Genomic DNA, 18,357 nt, shown 5'->3' on the forward strand with positions numbered 1-18,357 from the left:
GATAGCTGACATGATCGCGGCCGCCGACTCGCAGTACCGGCTGGTGCGGCGCGCGCGGGAACCGGTTGCGCCGCCGCAGCTGGACGCTGCCCAGCGGCAGGTGGTGGAGCACGCCGGCGGCCCGCTGCTCGTGCTGGCCGGCCCGGGCACCGGCAAGACGACGACCCTGGTCGAGGCCGCGGTGGCCCGGGTGTCCGCCGGTGTCCCGGTCGAGCAGATCCTGATGCTGACATTCAGCCGGCGCGCCGCCGGCGAGTTGCGCGACCGGGTCACGGCGCGGCTGGACCGCACCGTCCGCGAGCCGATCGCGCGCACCCTGCACTCGTACGCGTTCGGCGTGCTGCGCATGGCGGCGGTCGCCAGGGGTGAACCCGCGCCACGGCTGCTGTCCGGCCCGGAGCAGGACGTCATCTTGCGTGAACTGGTTGCCGGCGGCTCCACCGCGCGGTGGCCGGTCGCGCTGCGTCCGGCCCTGGCGACCCGCGCCTTCGCCGCGGAGCTGCGCGACCTGTTGATGCGGGCGATCGAGCGCGGTCTCGACGGCCCGCGCCTGGCCGACCTGGGCCGGTCCCGCGGACGGGCCGACTGGGTCGCCGCGGGCGAGTTTCTGCAGGAGTACCAGGACGTCACGGTGCTGCAGCACCCCGGCGGCTACGACCCGGCCGAACTGATCCGCGCCGCGCACGCCACGCTCCTGTCCGACCCGGAGCTGCTCGCTGGTGAGCGGGCCGCGCGGCGGCGGATCTTCGTCGACGAGTACCAGGACACCGATCCGGCGCAGGCCGAGCTGCTCGCGCTGCTCGCCCGCGGTGCCGACGAGCTGATCCTGGTGGGCGATCCGGACCAGTCGATCTACGCGTTCCGCGGCGCCGACGAATCGGCGATCCGCGATGTCGACGACCGGTTCGGCGGCCGTGGTGCCGTCGCGCGGGTCGCGCTGACCCGGTGCCGCCGCTGCGGGCCGGTACTGCTCGCCGCGTCCCGTCGGGTCGCAGAGCGGCTGCCCGGCCCGCCGGAGCAGCGGCGCCTGACGCCGGTCGACGGGGTGGCCGCCGGCCAGGTGGACGTCGGGCTGTTCCGTTCGGCGAGCGAGGAGGCGGCCTACATCGCGGGGACGTTGCGCCGCGCGCATCTCGACGGGATGCCCTGGTCGCGGATGGCGGTGCTGGTGCGCTCCACTGCGACGGTGCTCGCGACGCTGCGCCGGGCGCTCACCACCGCCGGTGTGCCGGTCGCGGTCCGCGGCGAGGACCTGCCGCTGGCCGAGCAGCCGGCGGTGGCGATGCTGCTGGAGGTGCTGCACTGCCTGCTGCGCCCGTCCGCGCTGGATGAGGACGCCGCCGAGCGGCTGCTGCTCGGTCCGATCGGCGGCGGCGACAGCGTCTACCTGCGCAGGCTGCGGCGGGTGCTGCGGCACCTGGACGAGCACGCATTGCTCGCGCCGGCCGTGCAGGACCTGCTGGGTGCCCCGGCCCTGCCTGCGCACGTCCGCGGCCCGGTGCTGCGGGTCGCGCGCGTGCTCGATGCCGGGGCGGCGGCGCTCGGTTCCGGGGGCACCGCCGAGGACGTGCTCTGGGCGATCTGGGACGCCACCGGGCTCGCCGGCCGGTGGGAGGCGGCCAGCCGCGCAGGCGGCGGTGCGGGCGCCGCGGCGGATCGTGACCTGGACGCGGTGGTCGAACTGTTCGACACCGCGGCCCGGTTCACCGACCGGTTGCCGAGGGCCGGCGTGGCCGAGTTCGCCGAGCACCTGGCCGCACAGCAGATCCCCGGGGACAGCCTCAGTGCCGGTGCGCCGGAGGACCAGGCCGTCGCGATCCTCACCGCGCACGCGAGCAAGGGCCTGGAGTGGGACCTGGTGTGCGTCGCGAACGTCCAGGAGGGCGTCTGGCCGGACCTGCGCCGGCGCGGCTCGCTGCTGGGTTCCGAGCAGCTCGTCGACGTGGTTGCCGACCGCGACGGCGCCGGGCTGTCCTCGTTCGCGCCGCAACTGGCCGAGGAACGCCGCCTGTTCTACGTGGCGATCACCCGGGCGCGCAGCAGGGTGCTGGCCACCGCCGTCGCCGGTGAGGAGGAGCAGCCGTCCCGGTTCCTCGACGAGCTGGACCCGCTGCCTGCGGGCGTGGAGCGCGAGCTGACACCTCCGTTGCGGGGCGTGCACCTGCCCGGCCTGGTGGCCGAGCTGCGCGCCGTGGCGTGCGACCCGGCCCGGGCCGGCGGCGACCGCGCCGACGCCGCCGCCGAACTCGCCCGGCTGGCCGCCGCCGGCGTGCCCGGCGCCGACCCCGACACCTGGTGGGGACTGGCCGGGCTGTCCACCGACGAGCCGGTCGTACCCCCCGGCCGCCCGGTGCCGATCAGCCCGTCGCGGCTGGAGGCCTTCCTGCGCTGCGAACTGCGCGCGCTGCTGGTCGATCTCGGTGCGCGCGACCAGGACCAGGTGGCGGCCTCGCTCGGCACCCTGATCCACGACCTCGCCGCCAACACGGAGCCCGGCACGCCGCTCGCCGAGTTCGAACGGCTGCTGGACGAGCGCTGGGCGAGCCTGGACTTCGGCGCACCCTGGCATGCCGACAACGAACGGGCGCGCGCCTCGGCGATCCTGCAGCGCCTCGTCGACTGGTTGCGGACCAGCCGGGCCAAGCTCGAGCTGGTCGCCGTCGAGGAGCCGTTCTCGGTCGAGGTCGGTGACGCGGTGATCCGCGGCCGGGTCGACCGGGTGGAGCGCGACACCGACGGGCGCCTCGTCGTGGTCGACCTCAAGACCGGCAAGAACAAGCCCCGGGCCGACGAGCTCGCCGAACACCCGCAGCTGGCGGCCTACCAGTTCGCGGTCGAGCACGGCGCCTTCCCCGAGGGCAAGCAGGCCGGCGGTGCGGTTCTCGTCCAGCTCGCCGCGCGCGGGGACACCGAGCAGTGGCAGGGACCGCTGGCCGGGTCCGGCACCCAGGAGTGGATCGCCGAGCAGGTGGCCTACGTGGCGGCGCGGATGCGCGGCAGCCAGTTCACCGCGACCGCGAGCGCCGACTGCCGCCGGTGCGACGTGCTCACCAGTTGCCCGCTGCACAACGAGGGCCGGCAGGTGAGCACTTGAGCGGCATCTCCGCAGTCCGGCTGGCCGCGATCCTCGACCTGCCCGAACCCACCGGCGAGCAGGCCGAGGTGATCGAGTCCGCGCTGCAGCCTGCCGTCGTCATCGCCGGCGCGGGCAGCGGCAAGACCGAGACGATGGCCGCACGAGTGGTGTGGCTGGTCGCGAACCGCAAGGTGGCCCCGGACGCGGTGCTCGGCCTGACCTTCACCCGCAAGGCCGCCGCGGAGCTGGGCAAGCGGATCCGGCGCAGGCTCGCGCAGTGGCGCGCGGTGGTCGAGCGGAACGAGCCGGACGACGAGGACTACCTCGCCCTGCTGCGCGCCGGCGAGCCGACCGTCTCGACGTACGCGGCGTACGCGGGCCGGCTGGTGGCCGAGCACGCGCTGCGCCTCGGCGCCGAACCTGATGCGCGGCTGCTCTCGCCGGCCGTCGCCTGGCAGCTCGCCGACCGGGTCATGCGGCGGCACCGCGAGCCGTTGCCACGCGACATCGGTGCGCCGTCGTCGGTCGTCGACTACGTGCTGGCGATGGCCGGCCAGTTCGCCGACCACCTCGTCCGCCCCGATGACGTCGAGGCGTTCTGCGTTGAGGTGATCGCCCGTTTCGACGCGCTGCCTCCCGGCAAGGGCATCCGTTCCGAGCGTCCCGGCAGCACCGCCGACCTGCTCCGGGCGATCGAGCACCGGCTCGCGCTGCTGCCGCTCGTGCGCGCGTTCGCCGCCGCGAAGGCCGAGCTGCCCGGCGTCGACTTCGGCGACCAGATGTGGCTCGCCGCCGAGCTGGCGCAGCTGGAGGAGGTGCGCGCGATCGAGCGCGCGCGGTTCGGCGCGGTGCTGCTGGACGAGTACCAGGACACCGGCCACGCGCAGATCGCCATGCTGCACGGGCTGTTCGGCGCGGGGCATCCGGTCACCGCCGTCGGCGACCCATACCAGTCGATCTACGGCTGGCGCGGCGCGAGTGCCGGAAACATCGGCGCGTTCGAGAGCACCTTCACCCATGCGGACGGATCGCCGGCTGCCGTCCACCCGCTGGCGACCTCGTTCCGCAACGACCGGCTGATCCTGCAGGCTGCGAATCACGTGGCCGCGCCGCTGCGCACCAGCCACGTCACCGTCGCGTTGCGCCCGCACGCGTCCGCCGGGCCCGGCCGCGTTCTCGCCGCGCGGCTGGAGACCGACGGCGAGGAGGCCGGCTGGCTCGCCGCGCAGCTGCATGCCGCATGGAACGAGCTGCCCGTCGGAGCGCGCACCGCAGCCGTCCTGGTGCGCCGCCGCGCACAGATTCCGCTGCTCGCCGACGCGTTGCAGCGGGCCGGCCTACCGGTCGAGATCGTCGGTCTCGGTGGCCTGCTCACGACCGCCGAGGTGGCCGACGTCGTGGCCACCCTGCGGGTGCTGGCCGAGCACAAACCCGGCCGCTCGCTGGTGCGGCTGCTGACCGGTGCACGCTGGCGGATCGGGGCGGCCGATCTGGCCGCGCTGCGCAACCGGTCGCTGTGGCTGGTGCGCCCGCCGGACGGGGACGAGCGTGAGTCCCGGCAGCGCGAGCTGCCCAGCCTGGTCGAGGCGCTCGATGATCCGGGCCCGGCCGAGGCGTACTCGGCCGAGGGGTACCGGCGGCTGAGCGCGCTGTCCGGCGAGTTGCGTCGGCTGCGGCGGCGCACCGGCGTGCCCCTGGCCGAGTTGGTGGCCGAGGTCGAGCGGGTGATCGGGATCGACGTCGAGGTAGCGGCCCGGCCGGACCGTGCCGCCATCGGCCGCGTGCACCTGGACCGGTTCCTGGACGAGGCGGCGCAGTTCGCCGCGGACGCCGACGAGACCGGCCTGCGCGCCTTCCTCGCCTACCTCGACGCGGCCGAGGAGGAGGAGAACGGGCTGGAGGCCGGCGAGGTCGTCGTCGAGGCAGAGCGGGTGCAGATCCTCACCGTGCACGGGGCGAAGGGCCTGGAGTGGGACGTCGTCGCGGTTCCCGGCCTGGTCGAGAAGGTGTTCCCGGCGGAGGCGAAGAGCGTGAACTGGACCCGCACCCGGCACGAGCTCCCCGGTCCGCTGCGGGGCGACTCCGACGGGCTGCCACCGTTCACCCTCGACGGCGCCGCCGATCGCCGCGAGGTGCGCGACCGGCTGCAGCAGCACCACGAGCAGTTACTGGAGCGGCACGCCCAGGAGGAGCGCCGGCTCGCCTACGTGGCGCTGACCCGCGCGAAGTCGGTACTGCTCGTGTCCGGGTTCTGCTGGGACACCACGAAGACGCCGCGCGCTCCGTCGCCGTTCCTGACCGAGCTGCGTGACTACGCCGAGGTGCCGGAGTGGTTCGAACCCGTGGAGGACGCGGCGAACCCCGTCATCGCAACCGTGCGGCAGGCCTGCTGGCCGGCCGACCCGCTCGGCCCGCACGTGGGCGAGTCCGGGCCGGGGCGGCGGCCGGACGTCGAGGCCGGGGCGGCCTTGGTCCGCGCGGCGGGTTCGGGCGACGGTGACGGCGACGGCACGCTGTTCCCCGCGAGCGAGCGGGCCATGCAGTGGCAGCACGACGTGGACGTGCTGCTTGCCGAGCGCAGCGCGTTGCAGCGCGGCGAGGTGGTCGCGATCGAGCTGCCGCCCCAGCTTTCGGTCTCCCAGCTCGTCGAGCTCGAGCGTGACCCGCAAGCCCTCGCCCGCCGGCTGCGCCGGCCGGTGCCGATGCCGCCGGCACCGTGGGCGCGCCGCGGCACTGCGTTCCACACCTGGCTCGAGCAGCGCTGGCAGGCGCAGACGCTGCTCGACGTCGACGAGCTGCCCGGCGCTGCCGACGACGGCGCCGACGACAGCGACTTCCTCGCGTTGCGCGAGGCGTTCGAGCGCAGCGAGTGGGCCGAGCGCACCCCGGCCGAGGTGGAGGTGCCGTTCGAGATGGCGGTCGACGGCACCGTGGTCCGCGGCCGGATGGACGCCGTGTTCCGGACAGCGGACGGCGGCTGGCTGGTGGTCGACTGGAAGACCGGGCGCCGGCCCACCGGCGCCGCCGCGACCGCGGCCGCCGTCCAGTTGGCCGCCTACCGGCTCGCCTGGGCGCGACTGGCGGGCGTGCCCGAAGCCGACCTGCGGCGGGTTCGGGCCGCCTTCCACTACGTGCGCACCGGCGAGACCGTCGAACCCGCGGCGCTGCTCGACGCCGCCGGCCTGCGCCGCCTGGTCACCGGCAGCTGACCCGACCTCCGCTCGCCCCCCTCCGCTTCCCCCACGCCTTCCTCCGCTCGCCTTTCTCCGCTTCCCCCACCGGGTGACGAGAATTCGGCCCGAAATTTCGTCACCGGGTGGGGGAAGCCGGCGCGATTTCGTCACCGGGTGGGGGAAGCCGGCGCACGATCGCCGCTCGACAGGGGAGGCGTGCCAGGGGTCGCCTTCCCGGGCGGCCGGGGGGACGGTGTCGGGCGGTACTAGCGTCCGGTGACATGAGCGACGAACGCACCTACGTGACCGAACACCGCCAAGACCTGCTCGACGACCTCGACCAGTGGCTGCGGATCCCCGGCATCAGCGCCCAGCCCGAGCACCACCCGGACGTGCACCGCAGCGCCGAGTGGTTCGCCGCGGCGGCCCGCAGCACCGGCTTCACGACTGTCGAGATCTGGCCCACCGCCGGCCTGCCGACCGTGTACGCCGAGTGGCCGAGCGACACGCCGGATGCGCCGACCGTGCTGGTGTACGGGCACCACGACGTGCAGCCGGTGGACCCGATCGAGCTGTGGCACACCGACCCGTTCGACCCGACGTTCGTTGGGGGTGCCCCCGACAGTGAGGCCGTAGCCGTCGGGGGAGGGGACCTGTTGCGGGCCCGCGGGGCGTCCGACGACAAGGGCCAGTTGCTGTTCCATCTGCTCGGCCTGCGCGCACACCTGGCCGCGACCGGGCGTAGCACGCCGGCGGTCACCCTCAAGTTCCTGATCGAGGGCGAGGAGGAGTCCGGCTCGCCGCACTTCGAGGCGCTGCTGGCCGAGCGCCGCGCCCGCCTCGACTGCGACGTCGTGGTGATCACCGATACCGGCATGGTCGCCGCCGACAAGCCGAGCACGGTCACCGGCATGCGCGGCCTGGTCTCGTGCACGGTGGCCTTCCACGGCCCGGACCTGGACCTGCACTCCGGCGTGTTCGGCGGCGCCGTGCCCAACCCGGCCACCGCGATTGCCCGGCTCGCCGCCGCACTGCACGACGCCGACGGCCGCGTCCAGGTTCCCGGTTTCTACGACGACGTGCTGGAGCTGAGCGCCGAGGAGCGCGACCTGTTCGCCAAGGTGCCGATGGACGACGCCGAGTTCCTCGCCTTCGCCCAGTCGCGTGCGCTCAGCGGCGAGGCCGGCTACTCGACCCTCGAGCGCATCGGCGCCCGGCCCACCGCGGAGGTGAACGGGATCGGCGGCGGCTACCAGGGCGACGGCGGCAAGACGATCGTGCCGAGCGACGCGTTCGTCAAGCTGTCCTTCCGGCTGGTCGCGGCGCAGGACCGGCGCAAGGTCATCGCCGGCGTCGAGGAGTTCGTCGCCGCGCAGACGCCCGAGGGGATCACGGCGAAGGTCGACTGGGAGGGTGAGGGCGTCGCGCCGTGCCTCGTCCCGCTGGGGACGCCGGCCTACCGCGCGCTCACCGACGCGATCTCCACCGCGTTCGACGGGCTGCCGGTGCTGCCGACACGCGAAGGGGGCAGCGGTCCGGAGGCTGCGCTGCAGCAGGCGCTGGGCGCCCCGCTGGTCTTCCTCGGCGTCGGCCTGCCCGACGATCAGATCCACGCGCCGAACGAGAAGGTCACGGTGTCGATGCTGTACAAAGGGGCAGAGGCCGCCGCGCTGCTTTGGGCCGGTTTCGCCCGGTTGGGTCGCGACGGCCTGCGGGAGTCCTGACCGGGCCCCGACGGCGCGGACCGGTGGGGAGAGCAGCGATGGGCCGACGGACCGCTGGCGCGCTCGCGGTGCTGGTCTGCCTGCTCACCGCCTGCACGTCGGTGGTCGACGGCACCGGCCGGTCGGCGAACCTGCCGGGCCCGTCCGGCACCGGCGGCTTCCCGGCGCCGTCGGGGTCGGCAGCACCGGCTCCGTCGAACTCGGCGGCGCCGACCCCGACCGGGTCCGGCCTCCCGTCGTCGTCCGGTCCCGGCGGGACGCCCACAGCCGGCCCGGGCGTCCCGTCCGGCAGCGGGACCGGCGCGCCACCGGTCGTCAACTGCCCGACGATCAGCTATCCCCGTGCGCACCTGCGCTTCGACTGCGTGACGTCCGGGCTGACGTTCTCGCCGGACGATCCGACCTGGCCGCTGGACCTGCAGAAGCCGACCGAGGCCACCTGGGCGATGTCCGAGGGCGCCGGGCACTGGGGGGCCGCGGGCGGCCGCTCGCTGCAACGGATCGCGACGAACCTGCGGCAGCAGATGCTCGTACAGGATCCGCCCGCCTACGGCACCGACCCCGGTGTGCGGACGACCTCGAGCAAGGCCGCGACGGTCGGTGGCGTGCCGGCCTGGGTGTTGCAGACGACCTTCACGATCAACCCGGCCTTCCGCAAGGAGCGCAACCTGACCGTCCGCACCGAGCGGTCCTGGATCGTCGCGATGCGGGTCGGGGCGGACGACGTGTCGGTCTGGTACGTGACGATCCCGGACAACGTCAAGGCGTTGTGGCCGCACGTGCCGGCCGTCATCGCCGGCATCGCGGTCATCTGAGCCCGGACCGTCGGCTCACGGTGGCGCGGTAGTTAGGGTGGGACGGTGCCGCGACCGATCAAGCTGACTGCGCCCGCCTTCGACCTCACCCACCACACGCTCGAGAACGGCCTGCGCGTCGTCGTCGCGCCGGATCGCTCCGCGCCCGTCGTCGGGGTGGCCGTGCTGTACGACGTGGGCATCCGCTCCGAGCCCGAGGGACGCACCGGGTTCGCGCACCTGTTCGAGCACCTGATGTTCCAGGGCTCGGCCAACCTGGAGAAGCTGGAGCACTTTCGCTACGTCCAGTCCAGCGGCGGAACCTTCAACGGCAGCACCCACTTCGACTACACCAACTACTTCGAGGCGCTGCCGTCGAACGCGCTGGAGCGTGGGCTGTTCCTCGAGGCCGACCGGATGCTCGCGCCACGGATCACCTCGGAGAACCTGGCGAACCAGCTCGAGGTCGTCAAGAACGAGATCCGGGTCAACGTGCTGAACCGCCCCTACGGCGGCTTCCCGTGGATCTACCTGCCGTCGGTCCTGTTCGACACGTTCGCCAACTCGCACAACGGGTACGGCGGCTTCGAGGACCTGGAGAGCGCCACCGTCGAGGACGCCCGGGACTTCTTCGCCAAGTACTACGCGCCGGCCAACGCGGTATTGGCCGTCGCCGGCGACCTGGCCGTGGACGAGACGCTGTCGCTGATCGAGAAGCACTTCGGCCCGATCAAGAAGCGGCGCGCGCCGAAGCGGCCCGACTTCGCCGAACCGTTCCTCACCGCTGAGCGCCGGGCCACGCACGACGATCCGCACGCGCCGATCCCGGCGGTGGCGATCGGCTACCGCGTGCCCGACCCGGTCGGCTCGCTCGAGGAGCACCTGGCCACGCTGCTGCTGGCCGAGGTGCTCAGCGACGGCGACGCGTCCCGCCTGCAGCGCCGGCTGGTGCAGCGCGACCACCTGGTCACCGACATCTCCGCCTACCTCGGCGAGTTCGGCGACCCGTTCGACGAGCGCGATCCCACCGCGCTCACGGTGTCGGCGCACTACCCGGACCGCGATGCGCTGGAGCCGATCCTGCGCGCGATCGACGAGGAGATCGACCGGATCGCCCAGCACGGCCTGGAGCCGGGTGAGCTGGACCGGGTGCGGACCAGGCTGGTGTCGGTTCTGATGCGGGAGGTCGACTCGGTGCTCAACCGCACCCTGGAGTTCGCGAAGTTCGAGCTGATCTACGGACGGGCCGAGCTGATGGCCGAACTGCCGGCGCGGCTCGCGGCGGTCAGCGAGGACGCGGTGCGCTCCGCGGCCGCCGAGCTGCGGCCCGAACGCCGAGCCGTGCTCGAGCTGATCGCGGGGGGTGCGTCCCGATGAGCCCAGTCCTGATGAGCGCAGCAGTTCCGGCTCTCACCAAGCCGCGCAAGGCCAAGCGGCTCGCCCTGGCCGAGCGCACGCTCGGCACCGGGCTGCGCGTGATCGTGGTGCGCAAGCCGGGCGTTCCGCTGGCCGAGGTGCGGCTGCGGATCCCCGCCCTGTCGGCCAAGCCCACCCACCCGGCGCGGGTCGGCCTGTTGGCGGACGCCATGCTCACCGGCGCCGACGGGCTGGACCGTGCCGACATCGCCGGGTCGGTGCAGGCCCTCGGCGGTGACCTGTCCGTGTCGGTCGACGCCGACCGGCTGATGGTCGGCGGCAACGTGCTGGCCGGCAACCTGGCCGGGCTGCTGGGAGTCGTCGCGACCGTCCTCACCGGCGCGCAGTACCCGGCCGCGGAGGTCGCCACCGAGCGCGAGCGCCTGCTCGAGCGGCTGGCGATCGCCCGGTCCCGTCCCGGCGTCGTCGCCGGCGAGGCGCTGGGCCGGCGGATGTGGGGCGAGCACCCGTACTCGCTGGACCTGCCGCAGGTGGCGGCGGTCGCCGCGACCACCGCGGCGCAGGTCCGCAGGGCGCACGCCGACCTGGTGCACCCGCACGGCGCCACCCTGGTGATCGTCGGCGACGTGTCACCCGCACGCGTGCTGGACCAGGCCGAGGAGGCGCTCGCCGGCTGGACCGGGTCGCAGGCAGCCGGCAGGGTGCCCGCCCTGCCGGCCCCGCCCGGCGGCCCGCTGCTGGTCGTGGACCGTCCCGGCTCGGTGCAGTCGTCGCTGCGGATGGGCGGCGCCGCGCTGACCCGCGCGCACGAACGGTATCCGGCGTTGCAGCTGGCCAACCTGATCTTCGGCGGCTACTTCTCCTCGCGTTGGACGGAGAACATCCGCGAGGACAAGGGCTACACGTACGGCCCGCACAGCCGGATCGACCATCACGTGCTCGGCTCGTCGCTGATGTTCGACGTCGAGGTCGCGACCGAGGTGACCGCGCCCGCGGTGCTGGAGACGCGTTACGAGCTCGGCCGGATCGCCTCGCTGCCGGTGACGGCCGAGGAGGTCGAGTCGGTGCGGCAGTACGCGATCGGCACGCTCGCGCTGTCCACGGCAACCCAGGCCGGGCTGGCCTCGACCCTGTCGGCCCTGGCCGCCGTCGGGCTGGGGCTGGACTGGGTGCTGGAGCACCCGGCCCGCCTCGCGGCCGTCGGCGTGGACGAGGTGAGCGCGGCCGCGGCCGAGTTCTTCGCGCCCGCCCGGCTCACGTCCGTGATCGTCGGCGACGCGGGCACGATCAGCGCGCCGCTGGCGGCCCTGGCGGCGATCGAGACCGCATGAGCGTGCAGCCGCTGCTGTCGGCCACGGTGTTCGACCGGGCGGCGCAGCACCGCGGCGACCTGCGCTGGCTGGCCGACGCGTGGGAGCGGTCCCGGGTGCTGTGCGTCAGCCCGAAGTCGGCGACGCCGGTTGTCACCGGGGCCGGGGGAGTGCCGCAGCTGAGCTACCGGGCCGCGGCCGACGTCCCGCCCGCGGTGCCGCGACGGTTCCTCGGCGTCGCCGGCGGCGTGCCGTACTTCGCCGCGACGCTGGAGCCGGACGACGGTGACTGGCGGACGCTGCGCGAGCTGGGGCTTGCCGTCGACGAGCTGGCCGCCGGGCTGTTCACCGCGGCGATCGCCCTGGAGCAGTGGCATCAGCGGCACACGCACTGCCCGCTGTGCGGGGCCCCGACGGTGGAGGCGAACGGCGGCTGGACGCGCACCTGCCCGCAGGACGGCAGCGAGCACTTCCCGCGCACCGACCCGGCCGTCATCATGCTGATCCACGACGGCGCGGACCTCGCCCTGCTCGGCAACGGCGCCGGATGGGGACCGGGCCGTTACTCCACGCTCGCCGGCTTCGTCGAGCCGGGTGAGTCGCTGGAGTCGGCGGTGGCCCGCGAGGTGTACGAGGAGGTCGGCGTGGCGGTGCGCGACGTTCGTTATGTCGCCAGCCAGCCGTGGCCGTTCCCGTCCTCGCTGATGCTCGGCTTCTCCGGGCGGCTCGACGGTGACGCCGCCCTGCGGGTCGACCCGGTCGAGATGCAGGCGGCCGGCTGGTTCACCCGCGCCGAGGTCCAGCGCGCCGCCGACTGGTCCGACGCCGGCACCGAGCCGGACCCGCGGGCCACGGTGCGGTCCATCTCGCCGAAGCTGTCGATCAGCCGATTCCTGATAGACCTGTGGCTGGCCGGAGAGCTGCCGTAGCCTCGCCGCGTCCCGGCCAGCGCAGCCGCACACCGTCGCGGCGCAGCAACCGGCGCAGCAGCAGCACGGTGACCGCGATCGTCGCCCCGGTGAGCAGCGGCGACAGCAGCGTCTTGAGCAGCAGGAACGCGCCCAGCGAGGAGTTCGTGAGCAGCCACACGGTGCCAGCCGCGTTGGCCACGTACATCGCCGCCCACAACGCAGAGGCGTAGCTGAAGAAGCGATTGCCGCGCAGCTGTTCGCTCAGCGCGGCAGGCACCGGGACGAAGTCGTGTGCCAGGTGCTCGAGCAGGGGGCGCCCGGCCAGCGCGGTGACGGCGAAGGACGTGGCGGTGGCGACGGTGCCGGCGACCGGCTGCAGGAAGTACAAGAACGCGCTGCCGGTCCACAACCCGACGCCGGCCCGGACGGTCATCAGCACGGCGCCGAGCATCGTCGCGCCGAGCATCGGGCGCTTGCGCAGGCGGCGCACGACCAGGCCCGCGTAGTACCAGCAGAGCGTGAGCACGATCGCCGCGTTCAGGCCCGCGATCGAGAGTGCTGCGTAGAAGACCGCCATCGGCAGCACCGACGCGAACAGCACCGTGCGGGCAGCATGGGACGCGATCGCCCGGGGGTGCGCCATGTCGATCACGTGCGCCGGTGGTGCCACACTCACGCTTACCCGATCGGCAGCGATCCCAAAAACCCAAGCCGGAGCGTCAGGGGTCGGTGCCGTCCAGCACGGCGCGGCCGAGCCCGGTCGCCGCGTACAGCACGGTGCGTCCGGACCGCTCGCCGCGGATCAGGCCACCTGCGCGCAGTACACGCAGGTGCTGGGACACCGCGCTCGCCGTGACGCCCAGTGATCGGGCCAGATCGGTGGTGGTCGCGGGGGCCTGCAGCGCCTGCAGCAACTGGGCGCGGGTGCGGCCGAGCAGTTCGCCGACGGCAGCACCGGCCGGCCGTGTACCCGCCGACCACAGCAGGCCCACTCCGCGCGCCGGATAGGTCAGCGTCGTCTGGGTGGTGGTGCTCAGCTTGATCATCACGTGCGGCCAGCCGAACACGGACGGCACCAGGACCAGGCCGCGCCGGCCGAGCCGCACCTCGCGATCGGACCGGAAGCCCGACATCGTCAACCGGCCGTCCGCCCAGTGCAGGTCGGTGTGCAGCTCGTTGAACAGGGCGCCGGCGCCGCCGTCGGTCAGCCGGCGGGCGCGATAGCCGATGTCGGCGTCGAGCAGGGCGCGCATCCGTGGCCAGTGCGGCGCCACCAGCCGCTCGTAGGCGGCGCGAAGCTCGTCCGCGATCGCCCGGAGCTCGGCCGCCGGCGCCGCGGCCAGGTCGGCTGCCGCCTCGGGTGGCCGGTCCCCGAACACCCGAGCCAGGCTCGCCCGCACCTGCCCGGCCGGGGTGCGGCGCATGGTGGCGAGCTGCTCGGCGAGGGTGGTGTTCGCACCGGCCGGAGCCGGGCTCAGGAACTCCGGACGGGTCGGGGTGGGCGAGGCGACCAGCGGCCACACCCGCGGCAGTCGCAGCGGCCGGACGGCGAGTTCGTCGTTCGCCCAGCGCACCCAGGGCAGGTTGGGTGCCTGTCGCCCGCCGTCGCGCAGCAGCTGCAGGGCCGCGACCGTCTCGCCCAGCGGGGACACCGCGAATCGCGTCTCGGCCAGCTCGCTGACGCCGAGCTCGGCGCTGATGGTCACGCCGCCATCATGTAGCAATCAGCTACATGATGGCGCGGCCGAGCCTGCGCGCCGGATGCTGCCGCGGTGACTTCCCGCCCACCCCGCCCGACAACTGCGGGACGACTGCCATCGGCGTATTGGCGGTTGTGGTGGGCGAGCGCGGTCGACAACGTCGGCGACGGCGCGTTCGCGGCGGCGATCCCGCTGCTGGCCGTGACGATGACCCGCGATCCGCGGCTGGTCTCGGTCGTGAGCGCGGCGACCTACCTGCCCTGGTTGCTGCTGTCCCTGCCGGTGGGCGCGATCGTCGACCGCTACGACCGGGTGCTGCTCATGTGGCGCTCCCAGCTCGGTCAGGCAGTCGCGGTGGCCGCCGTCGCGGTGCTGGCCGGCTGCCACCTGGTCGGCATCGGATCGCTCGCCCTGCTCGCCTTCGTGATCGGTACCGGCGAGGTGGTGTTCGGCAACGCGGCGCAGGCGGTGCTCCCCGAGATCGTCCCGGCCCCGTTGGTGCACAAGGCGAACGGCGCCCAGTACGCGATCACGACGGTCGGCCAGCTGTTCGTCGGACCTCCGCTGGGCAGCCTGCTGTTCGGGCTCGCGGTCGCCGTGCCGTTCGGGCTGGACGCCGGCACGTTCGCGATCTCCGCCGCGCTGCTGGCCACGCTGCCGCGCAGCCGCCTGCCGGCCACCGAGCCCTCGCCGCTGCGCGCCGCGATCGCCGAGGGGCTGCGTTGGCTGGCCGGGCACCGGCTGCTGCGCACGATCGCGCTGGTGCTGGCGGCGAACAACTTCGCCAACGCGATGGGAACCGCAACGCTGGTGCTGCTGGCGACCCAGACGCTGCACCTGAGCGCAACCGGTTACGGCGTCCTGCTCGCCGGCGGCGCGGTCGGCAGCGTGCTGGGCGGGCTGGTGAACGCGCGGATCGTCGCGCGGGTCGGCGAGCTGCCCGCGCTCGTCACCGCGCTCGCCGCGAACGTGGTGCTGTACCTCGGGCTCGGCCTGGCACCGGACGCGGTAGTGCTCGGCGCCCTGCTCGCGGTGAACGGGTTCGTCACCACGCTGTGGAACATCGTCACCGTCAGCCTGCGCCAGCGGGTCGTCCCGGGCGAACTGCTCGGCCGGGTCAACAGCGTGTACCGGCTGCTGGCGTGGGGACTGATCCCGCTCGGTTCGCTGGCGGGCGGGTTGGTGGCGCACCTGCTCGGGCTGCGCGCGCCGTACCTCGCCGCCGCCGGCCTTCGGGCCGTCGCGCTGGCAGTCGGGTTGCCCGCACTGCTCGGCGCCGTGCGGGCGGCGAGTGTGTTCAACCGCGCACCGCGGGGTGCCGCGGATCGTCCAGCTTGATCACCAGGTCGGCCAGCGCTGCCGGGTCGACCTCGGCGGCGTAGCGCGCGAACGCCGGCAACGTCCAGGACTCGTCCTGCGGCGTGCGCCGGGCGAGCGCTGCGGGCGACAACTGCAGGTGCACGGTGAGCTCGAACGCCAGCCCCAGCCCGAGCAGGAACTGCCCGCTGACCACGAGCACGGTGCCCGGCGCAACGGCGACCGGGCTCTCGCGAGTGGAGCGGTTGGTGCGCGGTTCGCGCAGGCTGGGCAGGTACGAGCCGGCGGGGGCCGCGTCGAGCACCTCGCGCCGCAGTGCGCCGGCGTCCAGCCAGTCGAGGTAACCGTCCGGGTCGTTGCGGCCGTACTCCAAGCGCACCGACGCATCGCGCCAGAACGCGTCCGCCCGCACCAGCGCCACCGGCCGGCCGAGCAGCCGGAGCGGCTCGACGAGGGACGCGGCCAGCGAGTGCGGCTGGGCGGCCGGTGCCCCGTCGATCGCGACGCGGACCGTGCCCGGGTGCGCGACCGCCCGGCCGGCGATCAGCCCGGCCAACGCCTCGGGCGCGGCCGCCCGGAAGCTCACGCCGCGAGTTGGGCCTTGACCTCGGCCAGTGACGGGTTGGTGAGCGCGGTGCCGTCCGGGAACAGCAGGGTGGGCACGGTGCGGTTGCCGCCGTTCACGCTCATCACGAGCTCTGCAGCGGCCGGGTCCTGCTCGATGTTCACCTCGGCGTACTCGATGCCCTCGTGCTGCAAGCCGTGCTTGAGGCGGGTGCAGTAGCCGCACCAGGTGGTCGTGTACATCGTCAGCATGAGCAGCCCTTCGTCCGGTTCCCCCTGCCAAACAGTGGTGCACAGGGCAGCATTCCCGGGGCCCGACCCGGGCGCAGCAACAGTCAGGGGTCGCTGGCACGATCGGGGAATGGCTGACGGGCAGGCGGACGTGGTGCTGGCCGGGCTCGACCCGGAACAGCGGGCCGCCGCGGAGGCCGTCCGCGGCCCGGTCTGCATCCTGGCCGGTGCCGGAACGGGCAAGACCCGCGCGATCACGCACCGGATCGCGTACGCGGTTCGTTCCGGCGCCGTGCCGCCCGGCCAGCTGCTCGCGGTCACGTTCACCGCGCGCGCGGCCGGCGAGTTGCGCACCCGGCTGCGCAACCTGGGCGCGTCCGGGGTGCAGGCGCGCACCTTCCACGCGGCCGCGCTGCGCCAGCTGCGCTACTTCGCTCCGCGGGTGCTCGGTGGCGCGCTGCCGGACGTGGTCGACAACCCGCTGCGCCTCGTCGGCAACGCGGCCGCGCGGCTGCGGCTGCGCACCGACCGCGCCGAGCTGCGCGACCTGGCCGCCGAGATCGACTGGGCCAAGGCGGTGCTGGCCACGCCGGCGAGCTACGCCGAGCGGGCCGCCGCCGCGGGCCGCGACACCCCGCAGCCGGCCGACACGGTCGCGCGCGTGTTCGCCGAGTACGAGCAGGCCAAGCAGCGGGCCGGTGTCGTCGACTTCGCCGACCTGCTGATGATCATGGCGGCGGCCCTCGAGGAGTACCGCGACGTCGCCGAGGAGGTACGCGCCCGCTACCGGCACTTCGTGGTGGACGAGTACCAGGACGTCTCGCCGCTGCAGCAGCGGCTCCTCGACGGTTGGCTCGGCGGGCGCGACGACCTGTGCGTGGTGGGGGACGCCAACCAGACGATCTACAGCTTCGCCGGGGCCACCCCAGAGCACCTGCTCGGTTTCCGGCGCCGCTTCCCGAACGCCGTGCTGGTCCGTCTCGAACGCGACTACCGGTCCACGCCGCAGGTGGTGGAGCTGGCGAACAAGCTGGTCCGCGGCGGCACGGCGGGCAGCAGGCTCACCCTGATCGGGCAGCGCGCGCCGGGCCCGGAACCCGGCTTCGCCGAGTACGACGACGAGCCCGCCGAGGCGGCCGCGACCGCCGAGCAGTGCCGGGCGCTGATCGACTCCGGCACCCCGGCGGCCGAGATCGCGGTGCTGTTCCGCATCAACGCGCAGTCGGAGGTCTATGAGCAGGCGATGGCCGACGCGCGGGTCCCGTACGTGCTGCGCGGCGGCGAGCGGTTCTTCGACCGTCCGGAGATCCGCGAGGCGCGGCTGCTGCTGCGCGGTGCGGCCCGGGCCGGGCAGGACGAGGACAAGCTGGGTGACGCGGTACGGGCGGTGCTCAGCGGGATGAACTGGCGGCCGGACGCGCCGCCCGCCGGTGGCACCGCGCGGGAGCGATGGGAGTCGCTGGCCGCGCTGGTGAACCTGGCCGAGGACCTCAGCGCCACCTTGCCCGAGGCCCGGCTGCCGGAGTTGGTCGCCGAACTGGACGCCCGTGCCGAGGCCCAGCACGCACCGACCGTGCAGGGCGTCACGCTCGCCTCGCTGCACTCCGCCAAAGGGCTGGAGTGGGACGCGGTGTTCCTCGTCGGGCTTACCGACACCACGCTGCCGATCCAGCACGCCACCACCGCGGAGCAGATCGCCGAGGAGCGCCGGCTGCTCTACGTCGGCATCACGCGTGCGCGCGAGCGGCTGGCGCTGTCCTGGGCGCTGGCGCGCAGCCCGGGGCAGCGGCGTGGTCGCCGGCCGAGCCGCTTCCTGGACGGGCTGCGCCCGTTCGTGCCGCGCGAGGACGTCGCGCCCAAGCCCAAGCGCAAGAAGGTGGCGCCCGAGGCCGCCGACGCCGAGCTGTTCGCCCGGCTGCGGGCCTGGCGCAAGGCGCAGGCAGAGGCGCAGAAGGTGCCGCCGTACGTGGTGTTCAGCGACGCCACGCTGGTCGCGATCGCCGACGCGCGTCCGGACTCGCGGCAGGCGCTCGCCCGCATCTCCGGGGTCGGCAGCGTCAAGCTGGACCGCTACACCGAACCGCTGCTCGCCGTGCTCGCCGGCGCCGACCCGGCAGGCGTCCCGCTCGTCCAGCCGTAGGCCGGCCCGCGCCGGCCTGATGCGATCGTCGATCGCATGT

The 18,357-nt window shown here is 74.0% G+C and carries 13 protein-coding genes; 9 read left to right on the plus strand and 4 right to left on the minus strand.

The features are described 5' to 3' along the window. Window positions 1-10: 10 nt before the first annotated feature. The 7 genes from M6B22_RS16695 to nudC all read left to right on the plus strand — a co-directional run bounded on the left by M6B22_RS16695 (window position 11) and on the right by nudC (window position 12,383). Window positions 11-3,094, plus strand: coding sequence for an ATP-dependent helicase (locus M6B22_RS16695; protein WP_269442701.1), 3,084 nt, complete (start codon window positions 11-13; stop codon window positions 3,092-3,094). Further along, complete coding sequence (locus tag M6B22_RS16700; protein ID WP_269442702.1) at window positions 3,091-6,285, plus strand: ATP-dependent helicase; 3,195 nt, start codon at window positions 3,091-3,093, stop codon at window positions 6,283-6,285. The genes M6B22_RS16695 and M6B22_RS16700 overlap by 4 nt, the downstream gene beginning before the upstream one ends. A 245-nt stretch (window positions 6,286-6,530) precedes the next feature. Continuing rightward, window positions 6,531-7,973 carry a M20/M25/M40 family metallo-hydrolase gene (locus M6B22_RS16705; RefSeq protein WP_269442703.1) on the plus strand — a complete coding sequence of 481 codons (1,443 nt, stop codon included), beginning with the start codon at window positions 6,531-6,533 and terminating at the stop codon, window positions 7,971-7,973. Between the two features lie 38 nt (window positions 7,974-8,011). Further along, the gene (locus M6B22_RS16710) at window positions 8,012-8,788 is read left to right on the plus strand and encodes a hypothetical protein (RefSeq protein ID WP_269442704.1); all 777 of its coding nucleotides are present in this window, start codon (window positions 8,012-8,014) and stop codon (window positions 8,786-8,788) included. 45 nt (window positions 8,789-8,833) lie between these two features. After that, complete coding sequence (locus M6B22_RS16715; RefSeq protein ID WP_269442705.1) at window positions 8,834-10,144, plus strand: M16 family metallopeptidase; 1,311 nt, start codon at window positions 8,834-8,836, stop codon at window positions 10,142-10,144. After that, window positions 10,141-11,475, plus strand: a complete 1,335-nt coding sequence (locus tag M6B22_RS16720; RefSeq protein WP_269442706.1) for a M16 family metallopeptidase — start codon at window positions 10,141-10,143, stop codon at window positions 11,473-11,475. The genes M6B22_RS16715 and M6B22_RS16720 overlap by 4 nt, the downstream gene beginning before the upstream one ends. Then, window positions 11,472-12,383: an NAD(+) diphosphatase gene (gene nudC / locus M6B22_RS16725; RefSeq protein ID WP_269442707.1), complete on the plus strand. Its 912-nt coding sequence runs from the start codon at window positions 11,472-11,474 to the stop codon at window positions 12,381-12,383. Before M6B22_RS16720 ends, nudC begins: the two co-directional genes overlap by 4 nt. Here nudC and M6B22_RS16730 read toward each other — a convergent pair. Together M6B22_RS16730 and M6B22_RS16735 are read right to left on the minus strand one after the other, a co-directional pair. Continuing rightward, window positions 12,337-13,041 carry a VC0807 family protein gene (locus M6B22_RS16730; protein WP_269442708.1) on the minus strand — a complete coding sequence of 235 codons (705 nt, stop codon included), beginning with the start codon at window positions 13,039-13,041 and terminating at the stop codon, window positions 12,337-12,339. The genes nudC and M6B22_RS16730 overlap by 47 nt on opposite strands. Before the next feature lie 43 nt (window positions 13,042-13,084). Continuing rightward, complete coding sequence (locus tag M6B22_RS16735) at window positions 13,085-14,071, minus strand: ArsR/SmtB family transcription factor (protein WP_269442709.1); 987 nt, start codon at window positions 14,069-14,071, stop codon at window positions 13,085-13,087. A gap of 126 nt (window positions 14,072-14,197) precedes the next feature. On the opposite strand from M6B22_RS16735, the gene M6B22_RS16740 reads away from it, so the two are divergent. Further along, entirely contained in the window at window positions 14,198-15,403 is a 1,206-nt protein-coding gene (locus M6B22_RS16740; protein WP_269442710.1) for an MFS transporter, read from the plus strand. On the opposite strand, the gene M6B22_RS16745 is transcribed toward M6B22_RS16740, so the two are convergent. Together M6B22_RS16745 and M6B22_RS16750 are read right to left on the minus strand one after the other, a co-directional pair. Beyond that, window positions 15,363-15,968, minus strand: a complete 606-nt coding sequence (locus M6B22_RS16745; RefSeq protein WP_269442711.1) for a nucleoside/nucleotide kinase family protein — start codon at window positions 15,966-15,968, stop codon at window positions 15,363-15,365. The genes M6B22_RS16740 and M6B22_RS16745 overlap by 41 nt on opposite strands. Further along, on the minus strand, window positions 15,965-16,198 hold the full coding sequence (locus tag M6B22_RS16750; protein WP_269442712.1) for a mycoredoxin: 234 nt from the start codon (window positions 16,196-16,198) through the stop codon (window positions 15,965-15,967). The genes M6B22_RS16745 and M6B22_RS16750 overlap by 4 nt, the downstream gene beginning before the upstream one ends. A 109-nt stretch (window positions 16,199-16,307) precedes the next feature. On the opposite strand from M6B22_RS16750, the gene M6B22_RS16755 reads away from it, so the two are divergent. Then, a complete protein-coding gene (locus M6B22_RS16755; RefSeq protein WP_269442713.1) occupies window positions 16,308-18,317 on the plus strand; it encodes an ATP-dependent helicase in 2,010 nt (669 codons plus the stop codon). The last annotated feature ends 40 nt before the right edge of the window (window positions 18,318-18,357 follow it).

Origin of the sequence: Jatrophihabitans cynanchi (assembly GCF_027247405.1) — a bacterium.
Lineage (GTDB): Bacteria > Actinomycetota > Actinomycetes > Mycobacteriales > Jatrophihabitantaceae > Jatrophihabitans_B > Jatrophihabitans_B cynanchi.